14 protein-coding genes are annotated in these 16,121 nt (G+C 39.6%); 4 read left to right on the forward strand and 10 right to left on the reverse strand.

Features of this window, described 5'->3' with window-relative positions; translation table 11 throughout:
- Window positions 1–2 precede the first annotated feature (2 nt).
- The 5 genes from B1C82_RS12730 to B1C82_RS12750 all read right to left on the reverse strand — a co-directional run bounded on the left by B1C82_RS12730 (window position 3) and on the right by B1C82_RS12750 (window position 5,196).
- Entirely contained in the window at window positions 3–593 is a 591-nt protein-coding gene (locus tag B1C82_RS12730; protein WP_086447917.1) for a LolA family protein, read from the reverse strand.
- A gap of 32 nt (window positions 594–625) precedes the next feature.
- Window positions 626–1,585: an electron transfer flavoprotein subunit alpha/FixB family protein gene (locus B1C82_RS12735; protein ID WP_086447918.1), complete on the reverse strand. Its 960-nt coding sequence runs from the start codon at window positions 1,583–1,585 to the stop codon at window positions 626–628.
- An 11-nt stretch (window positions 1,586–1,596) separates the two neighbouring features.
- Window positions 1,597–2,358, reverse strand: a complete 762-nt coding sequence (locus B1C82_RS12740; RefSeq protein ID WP_086447919.1) for an electron transfer flavoprotein subunit beta/FixA family protein — start codon at window positions 2,356–2,358, stop codon at window positions 1,597–1,599.
- Window positions 2,359–2,454: 96 nt separating this feature from the next.
- Window positions 2,455–2,751 (reverse strand): LIC10362 family protein, encoded by a 297-nt coding sequence (locus tag B1C82_RS12745; protein WP_086447920.1) that lies wholly within the window; start codon window positions 2,749–2,751, stop codon window positions 2,455–2,457.
- A gap of 12 nt (window positions 2,752–2,763) precedes the next feature.
- Complete coding sequence (locus B1C82_RS12750; protein ID WP_086447921.1) at window positions 2,764–5,196, reverse strand: glycosyltransferase family 39 protein; 2,433 nt, start codon at window positions 5,194–5,196, stop codon at window positions 2,764–2,766.
- Window positions 5,197–5,354: 158 nt separating this feature from the next.
- Here B1C82_RS12750 and B1C82_RS12755 point away from each other — a divergent pair, with 158 nt between their 5' ends.
- The 4 genes from B1C82_RS12755 to B1C82_RS12770 all read left to right on the forward strand — a co-directional run bounded on the left by B1C82_RS12755 (window position 5,355) and on the right by B1C82_RS12770 (window position 10,112).
- Window positions 5,355–6,542 carry an acyl-CoA dehydrogenase family protein gene (locus B1C82_RS12755; protein ID WP_086447922.1) on the forward strand — a complete coding sequence of 396 codons (1,188 nt, stop codon included), beginning with the start codon at window positions 5,355–5,357 and terminating at the stop codon, window positions 6,540–6,542.
- 144 nt (window positions 6,543–6,686) lie between these two features.
- Window positions 6,687–7,772 (forward strand): LIC_10091 family lipoprotein, encoded by a 1,086-nt coding sequence (locus tag B1C82_RS12760; protein ID WP_086448596.1) that lies wholly within the window; start codon window positions 6,687–6,689, stop codon window positions 7,770–7,772.
- Complete coding sequence (locus B1C82_RS12765) at window positions 7,769–8,875, forward strand: CapA family protein (RefSeq protein WP_086447923.1); 1,107 nt, start codon at window positions 7,769–7,771, stop codon at window positions 8,873–8,875. Before B1C82_RS12760 ends, B1C82_RS12765 begins: the two co-directional genes overlap by 4 nt.
- Before the next feature lie 133 nt (window positions 8,876–9,008).
- Window positions 9,009–10,112 (forward strand): alkene reductase, encoded by a 1,104-nt coding sequence (locus tag B1C82_RS12770; protein WP_086447924.1) that lies wholly within the window; start codon window positions 9,009–9,011, stop codon window positions 10,110–10,112.
- 47 nt (window positions 10,113–10,159) lie between these two features.
- Here the strand turns inward: B1C82_RS12770 and B1C82_RS12775 are convergent, their stop codons facing one another.
- From B1C82_RS12775 to B1C82_RS12795, 5 genes are all read right to left on the reverse strand, one after another.
- Complete coding sequence (locus B1C82_RS12775) at window positions 10,160–11,245, reverse strand: SH3 domain-containing protein (protein WP_086447925.1); 1,086 nt, start codon at window positions 11,243–11,245, stop codon at window positions 10,160–10,162.
- Window positions 11,246–11,359: 114 nt separating this feature from the next.
- Window positions 11,360–11,887: an LIC10415 family protein gene (locus tag B1C82_RS12780; protein ID WP_086447926.1), complete on the reverse strand. Its 528-nt coding sequence runs from the start codon at window positions 11,885–11,887 to the stop codon at window positions 11,360–11,362.
- Between the two features lie 212 nt (window positions 11,888–12,099).
- Window positions 12,100–12,972 (reverse strand): efflux RND transporter periplasmic adaptor subunit, encoded by an 873-nt coding sequence (locus tag B1C82_RS12785; protein ID WP_086447927.1) that lies wholly within the window; start codon window positions 12,970–12,972, stop codon window positions 12,100–12,102.
- A 3-nt stretch (window positions 12,973–12,975) separates the two neighbouring features.
- Complete coding sequence (locus tag B1C82_RS12790; protein WP_086447928.1) at window positions 12,976–15,318, reverse strand: ABC transporter permease; 2,343 nt, start codon at window positions 15,316–15,318, stop codon at window positions 12,976–12,978.
- A complete protein-coding gene (locus B1C82_RS12795; RefSeq protein WP_086447929.1) occupies window positions 15,312–16,043 on the reverse strand; it encodes an ABC transporter ATP-binding protein in 732 nt (243 codons plus the stop codon). Before B1C82_RS12795 ends, B1C82_RS12790 begins: the two co-directional genes overlap by 7 nt.
- Window positions 16,044–16,121: the final 78 nt, after the last annotated feature.

The following is a 16,121-nucleotide window of genomic DNA, read 5'->3' on the forward strand; positions in this document are numbered from 1 at the left end:
ACTTATTCCCTCTCGTTAAGCGGGTTCTCCACAATTTGCGCGTTCGAAGGTGCTCCGAAATTGAAGAGAGACGCAGGTAAACCTATACCGGTTTGGACTCCGGAAAAACTTACGGAGGTATATTCTCCGGTGGATCTGCTCTTCATTCTGAGAGAACGAGGAGTATTATCCGGACCTAAGGTGACTACGATCTCTTCGTAAGTCCTAGTCGTGGATTTAAGTCGAAGTGAACCTCCTACTGGAGTTACTTCTTCGTATCCCGAAAGAAGGCCGGCCATTCCACCGGTCATACCTTTTACGTCTTGTTTTCCTACAATTCCTCTGGAAGGGGAATAAAACCAAAGATAACGCCCGTTGGAAGCAATTACCCTTCCATCGGAGAATTTTACATGTATATGATTTGGTCTTTGATAAGAAAGAGTTCCGGTGAGTTCGTTATTGATCGTAATACTCGCCCGAAAGCTGGAAATTTCGGCCATCTTTCCGATGACGCTGCTCAACCGTTCCTTGCCAGGATCGGATAAAATAGAAGTGCCGCAGACCAGTAGAGCTGCGGCACCCAAAAAGGATAAGATACCCTTGGATGAAGCCATAATCGTTCCTACTATGGCTTCATTAGACGAAATTATCCAAGTACTTTTTTAAACTCGTCGGTCAGTGCCGGTACGACTTCAAAAAGGTCCCCTACGACTCCGTAGGTAGCTACTTTGAAGATTGGAGCGTCTCCATCCTTGTTAATAGCCACGATATACTTGGAAGAGCCCATTCCTGCCAAGTGCTGGATCGCTCCGGAAATTCCGCATGCGATATAGCAGTTCGGGGAAACGGTTTTACCAGTTTGACCCACTTGATGGCTATGAGAAATCCAGCCTGCATCGACCGCAGCACGGGAAGCTCCTAAAGCTGCGCCTAAAATGTCCGCCAAACCTTGGAGAACAGGCCAGTTTTCAGGTCCTTTAATTCCGCGTCCGCCAGATACGATGATAGAAGCTTCTGCCAATTGAACTTTGTTTCCGCCGCTTAGATCGGAAGAAACGATTTTAACTTTCGCGTCTCCTGCGGATGGACTTGCAGCTTCAGCAGCTCCTGCTCCAGCTTTTTGTACTACTTCTTGAGAGTTCGGACGAACAGTGAAGATAGCGATTGGGCTGGTAACTTTGAAATTACCATATGCTTTTCCGGAATAGATTGGCTTCTTAGCTACTACTTTTCCGCCGTCTACTGAAAGACCTACTGCATCAGCTACGATTCCTGCTCCTACTTTTACAGCTACTCTTGGAGAATAATCTTTTCCTTGAGAAGTGTGAGGAACTAAAACTACGGAAGGATTTTTTTCCTTAATAACTCCGGCTACTAAATTCGCCCAAGTTTCCGCGTTGAAGTCACCTGCATTTACAGTAACTACGCTGTCTGCTCCTACTGCTCCTAGGTCTCCTGCGAATTTTTCAACTCCGGATCCTATGAGAAGAGCGATTACTTTTCCTCCGAGTGAGTCCGCAATTTTGCGGCCAGCGGAAGTGATTTCTTTGGAGATCTTTTTGAGTTCTCCGTTTTTGAGTTCGCCTACGATTAAAACGTTGCTCACGGGTGTTCTCCTTAGATAACCTTAGCTTCTTCGCGAAGTGCTTTTACTAATTGTTCAGCATAACCTTTCGCATCAGCCGCTTCTAACTTGCGACCAGGAATACGAGGTGGAGGTGGCTCCAATGCTACTACTTCGATCTTACTTGCAGGATTTCCTAAATCTGCAGGCGTTTTGGTTTCGATAGGCTTCTTCTTAGCAGCCATCAAACCTTTTAGGTTAGGATAACGAGGTTCGTTTAATCCTTTTTGAGCAGTGATTGCTACTGGTAGGCTGGTTTCCACAACTTGGCTTCCACCTTCTACCTCTTTAGTAGCTTTTACGGAAGTTCCGCTAATCTCTAAACTAACTGCGAAAGAAATATGAGCAATTCCTAATCCTTCTGCAACTTGGATTACTACTTGGGAACTATCGCTATCGATAGATTGGCGTCCGCCGATGATGATGTCTGCATTTTCAGCTTTCGCGAAGTTTGCGATCAATTCTGCGGTTAAAACGGTATCAAAAGGAACGTAGTTGTCCACTTTGATCTGAACGGCACGGTCCGCTCCCATTGCGTATGCTTGGCGTAATGACTCTTGAACGCGATCTGGTCCTAGAGAGACTGCGATAACCTCTCCACCATTTTTCTCGCGTAATCTAAGTCCTTCTTCAATTGCGAATTCGTCGTACGGAGAGATAATCCATTTAATTCCGGCTTCATTGATGGACTTGTCCCCGACTTTGATATTCGTTTCGGTGTCAGGCACCTGTTTCACTAAAACGATGATCTTCATGAACTTTCGTTCTCCAAATTAATAGGGCTATAAACACGAAATTTCTGAAAAGCTTGAGTGCAAACTACTTTTTTGCACGTATTCGGGAAATCTCGCCTATCGAAACAGAATGAGTGTTCTGCTCCAAAAATAGATCCAAAATAATCCTAAAATGATAACCAATACATTCGCATCAGATTGAAGGAAGAAGGTTAAGCCCCAGAAAAACGGCAAAAGGAAAAAGCTAATCAGAAATAAGAACCAGATCCATGACTTTCCGCTAAATGGGGTAGCGAATGAGGCCTCAATCTCTGATTGGATCTCTTCTAAACTATTGGGAAATTTTCCTAGATTGCGGATCGCGAGAACCAAAGCGAGAAGGCAAACTAAAGTTAATACGACAGAATACAGCATATTTATCCTCATTTAAGGAATTCTAGATAATTGCAGGGATTTTAGAATTACTTGTCTGTTTTTTTGGGTGCGGAACCTGATCATTACATCGTCCGTTTCCGGATTTTCTACAGAGAATTCGATACTCATCTTTTTATCATTCCCAATTCCTGAAGATTCCGGAAAGATTACAGAGGAAGATTCATTAGCGGCCACGCTGAAAGTCGCTTGGCTAAGGCCTTCTCCTTCGAATTCTACTCGGAACTTTCCTTTTGGATCTTTCGGAATGTAATAATTGTAGGCTTTTACTTCTTCGTAAAGGTTCGATTGGTTTTTACGTTCTGACTTAACTGTTGTCAATATATATGTGAATTGGCTAGGATCTATTGAGGTTAATCTTTTTGCCGGAGTAGGGGCTTTCTGATTTAATCCTACTTTATAAACTTGTAAAAAGCTTCCTTTATGTATAAGAGTATTTGGATAACGATTTACGGTTTCTATTGGGAAATTTCCTTCTAAACTTACTTTATCCACTTTTTCTAAAGTAACTGATTGATCTTCCAGATTAGCATCCTCATCAATTAGATAAACATTCCAGCCAGATTCGATCAATTGGTGTGCTTTCTCTAAAAAAGGACGGGTCTTGCGGATAAGATACGTATCTCTTCCGCTTAGATAACGAAGAGGGCTTGCGAGATCTGCTTTTTTAGTAAAATAAATAGAATTCTCTTTTGGAAGAGATTTTGATAATCTTTCGAATTCTTCTGAGTAACCTGACAACATTCTTTCAAATAAGATCAATTTATCTCTATTATAAATATCATATATACAACCTGCAAAGACAAAGGTAATTAGAGTGAACTTAATGATTTGTCTTTTGATAGGTAAAGAATAAAGTCCCATGACTCCCATGATATAGGCAAATGGAACTGGGAACAAAACCCAACGTCTTGATACCCAGTAATGATCTGGAAAAATACTCGGGTCATAAAGATAAACAAAAGATAGAAGTGAACCTAATAGTAGAAATATTAACGACCCAGAAGATTGTTTCCTGAATAATATTAGATCGTATCCTCCTATTCCGAATAATACTAGGAGAATAGGAACATAAAATAAGAAGAATATAAAACTATTCTTTTTAAAGAAAAGGGAATCAGTTAGATTCTGTGCGGTGCTGATCATTGGTTGAATAGAATAAACGAATATGATTAAGAGAAACAATAAGGAGAGAATCGACACTCTTAATATCTTTCTATTACTGAGGACCGTCTTGTTACACAATTCGATCACTCGTTTTCCTATTTTTAAATTAGAGAAGAATAAAAGCCCGAATAATAAAATAGAAGAACAAACACAGAGGAAAGTTAATTTCAGCAATTGTTTGCTTTTCCAAAGATCGACCATATACGGTTTGGAGTTGATGTATCCGTACAGAACACCTAAGATCGAAATCGCTGAATATCCAAATAGAAAGTTAAGTCCTTTCCATAGAGATTTTTTTCTTAAGAATAATAAATAACTTATAAAAAGCACAATTGCAGGAAAATATATTAAGCTGTCGATCCTATTAAAACTGCTTAAACCTAAAACTCCTCCTGCAAAGAACATCCACCCGTTATTCTTCCGGAAAAAATAAAGAGTTAAGCAAGAAGAGAATAAGATCAAAAATTGCCCTAATGGTTCGGATAAGGTAGTTCTAACATTCCAAAGTTGAGCAGGATTGAATGCGCAGAAAAAGACTGCGATCAATGCTCCCCAAGGCCCTATCCATTTTTTCACAATCAGAAATATAAAGGCTAAGGACAATATACCGAATATTGAGTTCACTCGGAACATTCCATCTAGACCGAATAGATCTGCAAATAGGGCTAAGTAAGTAGGGAGGAGGGGAAAGAAGCGAGGGGAAAGGGAGCCGCCTGGAGCGGAAGGTGACTGATCAGAGTGAATTGCGGGGTAGCCATAAATTATATTATCCTCCAAGATCTGGGTGAGATCTTGGTAACGGGGATCATCAAAATTTAAGCCACCTGTTTTCTGGATATGACTTCCGAAAACAATATATACTCCGTGGTCCCTATCTCCTTTAATATACTCGATAGGAAAAAAAGAGTACATCAAGCCTGCACATAAGAGTAATAAGGTTAGGATAATCTTAGTAATTATATTTTTGGAATTATTACGAACAGTGATCGGTTTTGGTTGGAGGCGAATTTTATAAAAGAGTATGTATCCGATAAACAATCCAGAAATCAAATATTGGATCAATACGACAGAAAGGATCTTATAAGACTTAATGGAAACTAATAGAAGGGAAATGGAACCAGCTAATAAGATGGAGAGAGTAAAGGAGATTAGGTTTCTGGCAAAGGGTTGTGAGAGACCTTTTTTATGAAGAATGGCTGATATAAAAAAAGTATTTAGGATAAGGCCTAAAAAGAATAATAAATTTACCAACGAAGCCATTGCCTACTCTATACGAAATATTATCGTATCCTCGAATTGTAAAGCTTGTATTTGAAGATCGAGATTTGGTTCTTTTTAAATGTATTTGAGTTCAGTAACTCGGTTGCAATTTACAGCGGGTCCAAAATACTTAAGTTGAAATTGCATAGGGCATTAGAATGAAGGGAATCCAAGAAAAAAAAATAGATCTATATAATCCAACTGATGATCATCTTTCTCTGAGGGAGAATGTAAGTGCTTTTGCTAAAGAGAATTTGGATCTGCAAGCAAAGGATCATGACGACGAAGAATCTTTTAATAAGGATCTATTCCGTCGATTAGGAGCTGAATTAGGAATATTCGGAGTTACAGTTCCTCAAGAAGATGGGGGAATGGGACTGGATCCAGTCGCGAGCGTGATCATCCATGAGGAATTCTCTGCTTATGATCCTGGATTTACTCTATCATATTTAGCTCATGAAGTACTTTTCGTAAACAATTTCTTTCACAGCGGAAATCCTGCTCAAAGAGCAAAATACATGCCTAAGGTTCTTTCTGGGGAATGGATCGGCGGAATGGGTATGACGGAACCTGGTGCAGGAACTGACGTTCTTGGAATGACAACTGTCGCCACTCGTAAAGGTGATAAATTTGTGTTAAACGGCAGAAAGCAGTTTATCACAAACGGGATCGTTGGTCAGGTATTCTTAGTATATGCAAAAACTAGCAAAGACTCTAAACGAACTACTTCCTTCATCGTAGAGAGTTCTTATCCTGGATTTAGTTTTGGTAAAAAAGAAGAGAAGATGGGGATGAGATCTTCCCCAACTACTCAGTTGATCTTTGAGAACATGGAAGTTCCGGCAGAAAATTTAATCGGTGCAGAAGATGGCGCCTTAACTCATATGATGAGAAACCTGGAGATTGAAAGAGTGACTCTTGCTGCCCAATCTTTAGGAATTGCGAAACGTTGTATAGATGTGATGTGCGAATATTCAATTCTGCATAGGGAAGCTTTCGATAAGAAGTTAATAGAATTCGGACAGATCCAAAGATTGCTGGCTGAGTCTTATGCAGATTACCAAGCTGCAAGAGCATTGGTATATGACGTTGCTTCTAAGATCCATCCTGAAAATCGAAATTCTCTCGGAGCAGCTTCTGCAAAATTAGTATCTACCCAAATGGCGGAAAGAGTTTCCAGAAACGCAATCCAGGTATTGGGCGGTTATGGTTATTGTAGAGAATATCCGGTAGAAAGATTACATAGAGATGCAATCTTGCTTTCTATTGGTGGTGGCACAAACGAAGCAATGCAAAAGAATATAGCTGCTGATTTGAGGAAGTTATATGCAAGCTCAGGGATGTAATCGAATATTTTCAGGTCTATCCGGTCGTTCTTATTGAAAGACGGCCGGCCTTATACCCTTACCTCGTAAAGTTCTTCCCGTATAAGAGCCGTTTAATAAGTTCTGTCTGCAAGGGCAACGCGCCCAGAGAGGATGCAGGATTTCATGAGAAAAAAAGGACCTAAGACGGTCGTTTTACTTAAAAATAAAAAGAATTTATTCTTAGCGGTTTTATTCATTTGTTCGGTTTTCTATCTTTTGGATTGTTCTGCCGGCCAAGGCCAGGGAGATCATTCAGTATTCGGAAGAAGGGCTTCTTTAACTCGAGAAGGATTACAACTTTCAGCAATCGATACTCCTCCGGCAGATCGTCATCTTCATGCTGAACATTATCCTTCTTCTAACGAAAGAAGATTGGACCTGTTTAAATCCAGAGTAGTGGGTTTAGGTGGCGGCTATATGGGAGTTGGAACCGATCAGAACTTAACTTTGATAGCATGGGCAAGAAGTGAATTTGCTTATCTATTCGATTTTGATCCGGTAACAGTTTCTATTAATCGACTTCATCTTCACTTCATTGAAATTTCTCCTACTTATCCTGAATTTGAAAAACTTTGGGATCCTAAGAATAAAAATGATGTTCTTCCTATTATCGAAAAAAGATTTTCGAATGATCCAGAATATCAAGTAATTCTAAAGTCTTATCAAATCGCTCTTAGAAAGGGAGCTGTTCCTCAACGTTTAGGGGATTTGCATAAGATCTCTAAAGTATATCCTCAGTTTACTTCTTTTCATAATGATACAAAGGATTATGATCACTTAAGAAATCTGGTATTAGATGGAAAAATAATTGCGATCGATGGGAATTTATTAGGAGATAAGACGATAAATTCTATTTCAGAAAAAGCAAAGGAACTAGAGATACCGATCCGCATCTTATACACTTCTAATGCAGAAGAATATTTTAGGTATCCGGAAGGAATGAGAAAGAACTTCCTGAATCTTTACGGAGATTCCAAAAGTATCGTGATCCGCACTGTTACAAAAGGCGCAAAGGTATACGGATTTCCTGATGGAGAGATGTTTCCTGCAGCTTTCCCTTTCCATTATAATATTCAATCTTTAGATAACCTGAAAGTTTGGCTGACCAAAGAGAATGTTCTATATACAACCATACTTCTTCGGAATCGTAAGCCGATCGAAAAAGGATTTTCTTTAATAGAAGCCTTACCTCCGGAACCTAAAAAATGATCCGAAGCTCTATCTTTTGTTTGGGGATTGCATTCTTTGCAGTCCCTTGTTCTTCTCAGAACGTAAAAACAGGTTCTCCAACTGACGCAGTTAGAATTGTAGCAGTGGGGGATATCATGTCTCACCAAACTCAGATAGATACGGCTTACGATAAAGAATGTGATTGCTGGAAATTCGATGAGGTATTTCAAGAAGTATCTTCAATGATCTCTGAGGCGGATCTTGCCGTTGGAAATTTGGAGACTACTCTTCCTGGAGATCCAAAACACTACACCGGTTATCCTCAATTCGGCGCTCCGGATTCGCTTGCGAAAGCAATTAAGGATATCGGTTTCGATGTGCTTTCTACTGCTAATAATCATTCCTGTGACAAGGGCAAGTTGGGAGTTGTAAGAACTCTTTCTGTTTTGGATCAATTAGGTCTGAAACATCTGGGGACGTACAGGGACAGAGAAGAATATGAAAAAAATAGAATATTATTCGTCCCTGTAGGAAATCTGAATCTTGCATTCTTAGATTATACGTACGGAACCAATGGACTGGAAATCCCTGCTGGCACAGTAATTAATTTGATCGATAAGGACCAGATCGCTTCCGATATTGCCTTGGCGAAAAAATCCAAACCAGATGCAATTATCGTAATGTATCATTACGGAACAGAATATCTACATCAGCCTGATCCTTTCCAGGTGGAAATGGTGGACCATGCATTCACTTCTGGAGCAGATATAGTTTTAGGAGGGCATCCTCATACTCTCCAAAAGTTCGGTAAAAAAACGCTTAAAGATAAATTCGGTATCTCAAAAGAAAGATTCTATATTTATTCTTTGGGTAATTTTATCTCCGGGCAGGATAGGCGGTATGTAGATGGAGGACTTATTCTTAAGTTTTCCTTATCTAAAGAAAACGACAAATTAAGTATTTTTGATATAGCTTATGAACCTATTTGGGTTTATATAGACAGGACCGGTTCTAAGGCTCAGTTCAGATTATTACCTGTTAAAAAATATTTAAATAACGATCAGGAAAGAAAACTTCCTGAGAATTCTTACCAGAGAATGAAACAATTCTATAAAGACACGGTAGATCTACTCGGTCCTTAATCTTCATTGCTGGCCACCGACTGAACTTAGGTCGGTGAAAAATCCGGTGCCTTCTTCTTGTCTTTTCTTCATTCCTTTATATAAAAAAGGTTCAATCATAAAGTATTTCCCTGTCTAAGATCCGAGGAAAGAAATGAACCTATTATTTACCGAATATACATTAGGAAAGAATAAGCTAAAAAATAGAGCCGTTATGGCTCCCATGACTAGATCCAGAGCCATTGGAAATATTCCGAACGATTTGATGGCGGAGTATTATTCCCAAAGAGCCGGTGCCGGTCTACTGATTACGGAAGGTGTTTCTCCTTCTCCAAACGGCTTAGGATATGCGAGGATCCCAGGAATTTTTTCAGAAGAGCAAGTTCAGGGATGGAAGAAGGTAACGGATGCAGTTCATGCTAAGCAAGGTAGAATATTCGTACAACTTATGCATTCCGGAAGAGTGGGAAATCAGCTCAATCTCCCTAAAGGTGCGGAGTTAGTAGGACCTTCTGCTATCGGATTGAAAGGAACTGTTTGGACGGACGCAGAAGGCAACCAACCTTACTCTTCTCCAAGAGAAATGAATTCAAAAGATATACAGGCTGCAATACGAGAGTATGTGGTTGCTTCAGAGAATGCGATCAAAGCAGGGTTTGATGGAGTGGAACTTCATGGTGCTAATGGATATTTGATAGAACAATTTTTACATCCAAGCGCAAATCATCGCACTGACGAATACGGTGGAGATTGGAAAAAAAGAAACAGGTTCGCCGTAGAAGTTGCAACTGCAGTTGTAGAAGCGATCGGTGCAGACAAAGTTGCAATCAGACTTTCTCCTTACGGCGTATTCAACGATTTAGAAATTCATAATGAAATAGAAGAACAATACAAAGATTTAGCTACATCTTTAGGAAAACTAGGACTAGTTTATATCCACATTGTGGACCATTCCGCTATGGGAGCTGTTAAACCGACTGCTTCAGTGGTTACTTCAATCAGAGAATCTTATAAATCCGGAAATCCGAACGGAGCTTATATTCTTTCTGGAGGTTACGATCCAGATCGTGCAGATTCAGATCTGAAACAAAAGAATGCCGATCTGATCGCATTTGGTCGTAACTTTATTTCAAATCCAGATTTAGTGGAAAGATTTGAAAAAGGAATCCCTCTTGCTGAGCCGGATGCTTCTACCTTCTATACTCCAGGAGAAAAAGGTTATACAGATTATCCTGTGGCTGCGCTTTCTCAGGTTTAAGAAAAATCAAGATCCGCCGTTCACAAGAGCGGCGGAACAAAACAATATTAACAAGCGTCTCCTGCTCCTCTTAATAATAACTGCAAGGTGCCGTTCTTTAATTCATATAAAGATTTAATAGAAGAGTCGTAACCTATATCAGTAAATAATAATATAGGAACCGGATCTTCTTCCCTGTAGATTACTCCGATTAAATGATAAGAACCGCCATAAAATCCTAATTCTTCCGTGAGTTTTTCGGATTTTTCGTAAGAGATCAAAATTCTGTCCGTTCCGAATTTGCGCCCAAGTAGATAGAGGTATCTTCGTTCTGCGCCTTTTTTATGATAAGTGATCCTACCAGAAAGAAAGGTTTCTTTTTTACTATTTTTAAAGGAATAAACTTCTTCCATCGTAGAATGAAGCCATTCCGTTTCAGGATATCCTCTTGCCTTCCAAGTTGTTTCCGCCAAGTTTTTGAAAAGGGTATAATCCGGATCCGTTTTAGCCAACTCTTGGAGCGGAATTGATTGCAGCTTTAGATCCGGAGAATATACCAACCAATCTTTTTTGGTTTTAATATCTCCTGTAGGCTTTACTTTTAAGGCCGGGAATTCTTGGCATCCGTACGTAGTAGGTGAGGCTGCAGAAAAGGAAGGTCCCTTATCTCCTTCTAATAATGAAAAAGAAGGAAGAGAAGTATTTACTCCACTTCTGAATTTATAATCGAATTCGTATTCGTCTTTTGCTTCTTGCCAACCTTTTGGACTAAAGAATGCAAGTGGAACAAAGATCGGAAGATCCTTTGGATCATATCCAGACCAAACAAATCCGATCAATTTATATTCATCTAATGTATCTGGTGGTGTGAGTCCTAAGTATTTTCTGGAAACAAAACCTGTTTTACCATCTTCAGCTTTGATCTTAGCCCAATCGACTGGACCTTTTGTTTCGTCAGGAAGGATTTTAACCTTATTTCCCCGGTTCAATGTAAATACGATCTTTCCGGTTTCTGGGGTTTCTCGAACGTTTAACACGCCTGATGTGATTAGAACATAATGATATGGATCTGAAGTCTGAGCGACTAACGATAGATAAAGTGAAGGTAGAAGTAAGAGTAATAAGATCCGGAATTTAAGCGCCATCGCAGCCAAAGGATCGTTTTGAAATTCGAGTCCGCAAGCTTTTTTAAAAAGAGCGAATGAAAAGAGGACTCCCTCCCCTGATTGAGGGAAGATTATATGTTTATGTTTGTGGAGTCCTCGATGTTAATCTTGGATCAGTCTTTCTATCGTTTTCTCGGATAGCTGTTTCATCTGAATATCTTTACCGGAAAGGTTCTCGATAGACTTCCGGAAATTTTCAGGATTCTTAAGCATTCCGACGGAGAGCACGTTCTCTGATTCTACTTCGTATTTGCGTATAGAATCCATTAGTTGGTCCTTCTTCACTTGGACCTGCTCTCTCAATTGGTTTAGATCCTGGTTTGGATTCTCTACCAATTCTCTGAACAAAGGAGTTTCACCGAAAAGGACATTGATTAGTTCCTCTTTAGGTGTCTTCTTTTCTTCGCTCAGTACTCCGAGTTTCATTTGTTCTTTAGAAAGTTGTTCTTGGAGATTCCCCAAGGTTTCCTGAACTTTTAAGTATCTAGAGGTTAAGCTGCTAGAAAACTCGGTTTTGTCGGCTGCGTTTTGGGCTTCCGAGGGCACTCCCGTCTTTCCTGGAACGGAAGATCTCTTGTCGCGGAGAAGTTTCTCTGCTGATGAGACTAGATTCGTAAGTTGAACGTCCATGTTCTTTACCCTCCTTTCGGCGTATCCGGCGACCTTAGGAAAAAATCGGTAGATAAACCCGATTCTTCATTTTCCAAAGAGTTTATGTCGCATCTAAGCGGTTACTCCCTAGGCATATCTGTACTAAGTATCGGACAAACTTTAGAGAACCAATGAATTTTTTTCCAAAATATTCAGTTTTTTCAGAAAAAAATCCGAATAGGAAAGTTGGGCTATTTCACTCTTTTCCCATTCTTTATCTCTTCGGTCGGATATAAGACCACTTCATCTCCTTCTTGCAGACCTTCAGTTAATAGGGAAGACTTTCCACTTCTTGCTTCGATCTTAACATTAGTCTTCTGTGCTTTACCCTTTACCACTTTAAAAACTGCCCAGTTCTCTCCTTCTCTGAACAACGAAGCAGTCGGCAGGATTAACATGTTATCTTTGCTGAAGGAAACAATTTTTGCTTGGACACGGAAAGAATCCCCTAATCCGACATGAGAGGAAATATCTATAATAATTCTGACTCTTTGTTCTTCCACACCCAAAGAGGATATTTTTGTGAAGGCAGCAGGCTCTACCAATCTAACTTTTCCTTGGATAGGTTCTCCACCCCATCCTTCAATTAAGACTGGATCCCCAGAATGGATATGTGTACTGTCTTGAGTAAGTACATCGCATACAATCTCAAGAGATGAAGTGTTACCTATATCTAGTATAGGAGCTCCCATTGCGATCGGACCTTCACTTTCTCTTTGGATGGATAGAATTGTTCCTGCGATTGGCGATTTTACTTTTCGGTCATAATCCCACCGAACGATCGCAACAGTTTCTCCTTTATCTACTTTTTCTCCCACGTGTTTTTCTATTCTTTGGAGTACTCCGTTTACAGGAGAGAAGAGGGTGAATTTTTCTTTTACCCTTGTAATACCTTCCTCTTCCACGATCTGTTGGTAAGTACCTTTTGTCACTTTTCCAATATCCGCTTGTACTGGTTTAGGTCGGAAGATCCACCAGCTTAGAAGGATCAGTAAAATACAAGCAGTGGAGATACGTGCGATCTTGTTGGAGTATAAGTTTAATAGGATTTCCTTAAGTTGCATTTTTTATTCTCTAACCTTTAATACGGAGATCAGATCCAATGATCTTATTTTAATGTAAAGTATCCAGAAACTAAATACAGATGTAATTAGAACTGTAAAGATGGAAATTAAATACGTTTTAAGAGAAATGAATAAAGGGATCTTGAATCCTTCCGTTTCCACCGTGTTTAAAATCCCATATCCGGAAAAATAACCGAACAAACAACCCAGAGGTAATGATGCTAAGATTACTATGGTTAATTCTCCGGATAATATTATGAAAACTTCAGTTTTAGTAAAACCTAAAATCCTTAGACTACCTAATTCGAAAGCCCTTTCCGAAAGTGAGATTAATGCGGTATTATAGATCACTCCGACTGAAATAATACATGCAAAAATCATTATAACCAAGGATGTAGTTAATACACTTCTGGACATCAGTTCGTAAAATATTTTTAAGGTTCTTGCTCGGGTGGACACTCCTGAAATTTTGGGATAAGATTTTAATTCGTTCAATAAAGCTTCTTCCTTGGAGGAGTCGCTCCAAAGCGCAGCAATGTTTATTTGATCTCCTTCCCTTAACAATCGGTTTAAGGACTGTATCTCTTTATAAGCTCCTTGTCCTAAAATTTCGTTGATGGTCCCGGTTACTTCTATTTCTGTTTTGATCCTTTGTCCTTCCAATACTTCCAGTTGTATTTTATCCCCTTTATGAATCCCAAATTTTTCGGCCAAACCGGAATTTAAAAGGATCCCATCTTCCGGGACGGGAACGTTTTGTCCTCTTTCGTTGATTAATCTCCTGAGAGAGGAATTTACTGACATCCCAGTAAGAACGATTTCCTTACTCGAATTTCCGTAACGGATGCGGATCGGCACTGCTCTATAACCTTCGACCAACAGGATTCCTTCTTTTTTTTCTAATTCCAAAATGGAATCGGACGAGATTGCATTCTGAAAATTTAATGTAACTGTGTCCCTTTGCAGATCTTCGAATTGTATTTTTAGGATAGAAGACATTGTGTCTCTGGAGAATAAACCCAGGATCATGATCATTACGGAAGAAGAAACTCCCAATACGAATAGTAAGGTCCTTCCTGGCCTTCTGACTAGATTCCGTATGGCGATCCTGTATATTACAGGAAGATCTTTCCAATACTCTTCCAAAAAACTCGTGGAAAAATTTTCAGGAGAGGGTGGTCTCATTGCTTGGGCAGGTTGGAGAGAAGTAGCGTTTCGGATCGATAATAACGAACCCGCCACCCCCGAAACGATGCCGATCAATATTCCCTGGACTGCCAATATGGGATCAAAAAGGAATTTTAAGTTCGGAAATCTGTAATACTCTCCATATAGGTCTACCATCCCTGTACCCAAATAGTATCCGAATATGATTCCCAGAAAGGAGCCTAAGAGGCAAACAAACAATATTATCTTTAAATAATGGAAAGCGATACTTCTATCTCCATATCCTAATGCTTTTAAAGTAGCGATCTGTTCCCTTTGTTTAGAGATCATTCTAGAAGAGACTATATGAAGGAGGAAGGCCGCCACTCCCAAAAATACCATGGGAATAGAGAATGCTGTTGTTCTTAATTGTTTGAATTCATCTCTCAAAAAAGAATGAGATGGAAGTTTGTCCCTATCGTAAGAGCCTAAGCCCCCGAACGAGGTGAGATTTAGGTCCACTTCCTTGAGCACTGAGTTTTTTTCTGCGGATGGTGCAAAATCAAATATGATATCGTTTACAGCTCCACTCATATCGAAGATCTCTTCTACACTTTCTTTTTTCATCCATAGGATCCCGTAATGTTTATCATCCGGTAGAAATCCACCCGGGCGAAAAACATATACATATTCGGGTGAAAGTGCGATTCCTGAAACGGTCAGCATTTTTTTCTTTCCGTCTAAAACTGCCGTGATTTTGGAGCCTGGGCTCAATTGGTTTGCTAAAGAAAAAGCCTCGCTGATCACAGTTTCGTCTTTTTCTCGAGGAAGCCGTCCTTGTAACACTGCTAAACGATTTAAACCTTCCGTTAAGGTGACTATTCTTCCTCCGCTGGGAATAGATTCGGATTCAAAATCCAAAACTATATCTTTGATTATTCTTCCTTCTGCGTACGAAACTCCTGGTATTTTAGAAATATCTAAAATTATGGATTCAGGTGCCTTATGGAGTGAAACGAATCCTTGGGACAGAGAATATTCTGCATAAAAATTATTCCTTGAGATTAGGAGCGAATCATATGCGCTTAAGGAAGTTAGATAGACGGCGATCCCGGAAGCAATCACCAACGTGATGGTAATTGCCTGGGATTTCCATGCTAGTAATTCCCTGAACGCTTTTCTGTCTAAGACCTTTACCAATGAAGTTTCTCTGTAGTAGTTTTATGTAAATTCGGTTTGTCGGATACTATGGATCCATCTCTCATTTCAACGACTCGATCTGCTATGGAAGCGATACTTACATTATGTGTGATTATGATAGTTGTAGTGCCTAACTCTTTATTGATCTTAGAAATAGCGTCTAATACAATCTTTCCAGTTTTAAAATCCAAGGCCCCAGTAGGTTCATCGCAGAGAAGTATTTCAGGTCTTTTGACTATGGCTCTTGCAATTGCGACTCTTTGTTGTTCTCCTCCGGAAAGTTGAGAAGGAAAATGGTTTTTTCTATCTGTTAGGCCGACCAGATCCAACGCTTCGGAGGTAGACATCGGGTTGTCGGAAATATCTGTAACAAGTTTTACGTTTTCTTCGGCAGTCAGACTTGGGATTAAATTATAAAATTGGAATACGAATCCTACATATTTTCTTCTGAACTCGGTGAGGTCTTCGTTTTGTCCTGATTCTAAACGTTGTTTATTAAAAAGGATTTCTCCCGAACTAGGAGAATCTAATCCTCCTAATATATTCAATAAGGTGGATTTTCCGCTGCCACTTGGTCCCAATAGAACTGAAAATTCGGATCGAAAAAATCGAACATTAATATCCGTCAAAGCAGGAACCTTCACTTGGCCCATATCGTAAATTTTGCCTAGTTTAACGGTTTCAAAGACCAGATCTTTCGGATCGTTTTTTCCGGATTTTTTCATACGAGGATGATTTAAGCCTAACGGTCTAAGTAAAATAAAATTTTGAAGAATAGGGTTGATCTATGTTAATATTTTTAA

Origin of the sequence: Leptospira venezuelensis (assembly GCF_002150035.1) — a bacterium.
Classification (GTDB): domain Bacteria; phylum Spirochaetota; class Leptospiria; order Leptospirales; family Leptospiraceae; genus Leptospira_B; species Leptospira_B venezuelensis.

Bases quoted from the DNA above. Each gene is read 5' to 3' on its own strand.
- B1C82_RS12795 (WP_086447929.1), bottom strand. From the start codon at position 16,043: ATGAAAAAATCCGGAAAAAACGATCCGAAAGATCTGGTCTTTGAAACC.
- B1C82_RS12750 (WP_086447921.1), bottom strand. From the start codon at position 5,196: ATGGCTTCGTTGGTAAATTTATTATTCTTTTTAGGCCTTATCCTAAAT.
- B1C82_RS12745 (WP_086447920.1), bottom strand. From the start codon at position 2,751: ATGCTGTATTCTGTCGTATTAACTTTAGTTTGCCTTCTCGCTTTGGTT.
- B1C82_RS12740 (WP_086447919.1), bottom strand. From the start codon at position 2,358: ATGAAGATCATCGTTTTAGTGAAACAGGTGCCTGACACCGAAACGAAT.
- B1C82_RS12770 (WP_086447924.1), top strand. From the start codon at position 9,009: ATGAACCTATTATTTACCGAATATACATTAGGAAAGAATAAGCTAAAA.
- B1C82_RS12730 (WP_086447917.1), bottom strand. From the start codon at position 593: ATGGCTTCATCCAAGGGTATCTTATCCTTTTTGGGTGCCGCAGCTCTA.
- B1C82_RS12760 (WP_086448596.1), top strand. From the start codon at position 6,687: ATGAGAAAAAAAGGACCTAAGACGGTCGTTTTACTTAAAAATAAAAAG.
- B1C82_RS12780 (WP_086447926.1), bottom strand. From the start codon at position 11,887: ATGGACGTTCAACTTACGAATCTAGTCTCATCAGCAGAGAAACTTCTC.
- B1C82_RS12785 (WP_086447927.1), bottom strand. From the start codon at position 12,972: ATGCAACTTAAGGAAATCCTATTAAACTTATACTCCAACAAGATCGCA.
- B1C82_RS12755 (WP_086447922.1), top strand. From the start codon at position 5,355: ATGAAGGGAATCCAAGAAAAAAAAATAGATCTATATAATCCAACTGAT.
- B1C82_RS12765 (WP_086447923.1), top strand. From the start codon at position 7,769: ATGATCCGAAGCTCTATCTTTTGTTTGGGGATTGCATTCTTTGCAGTC.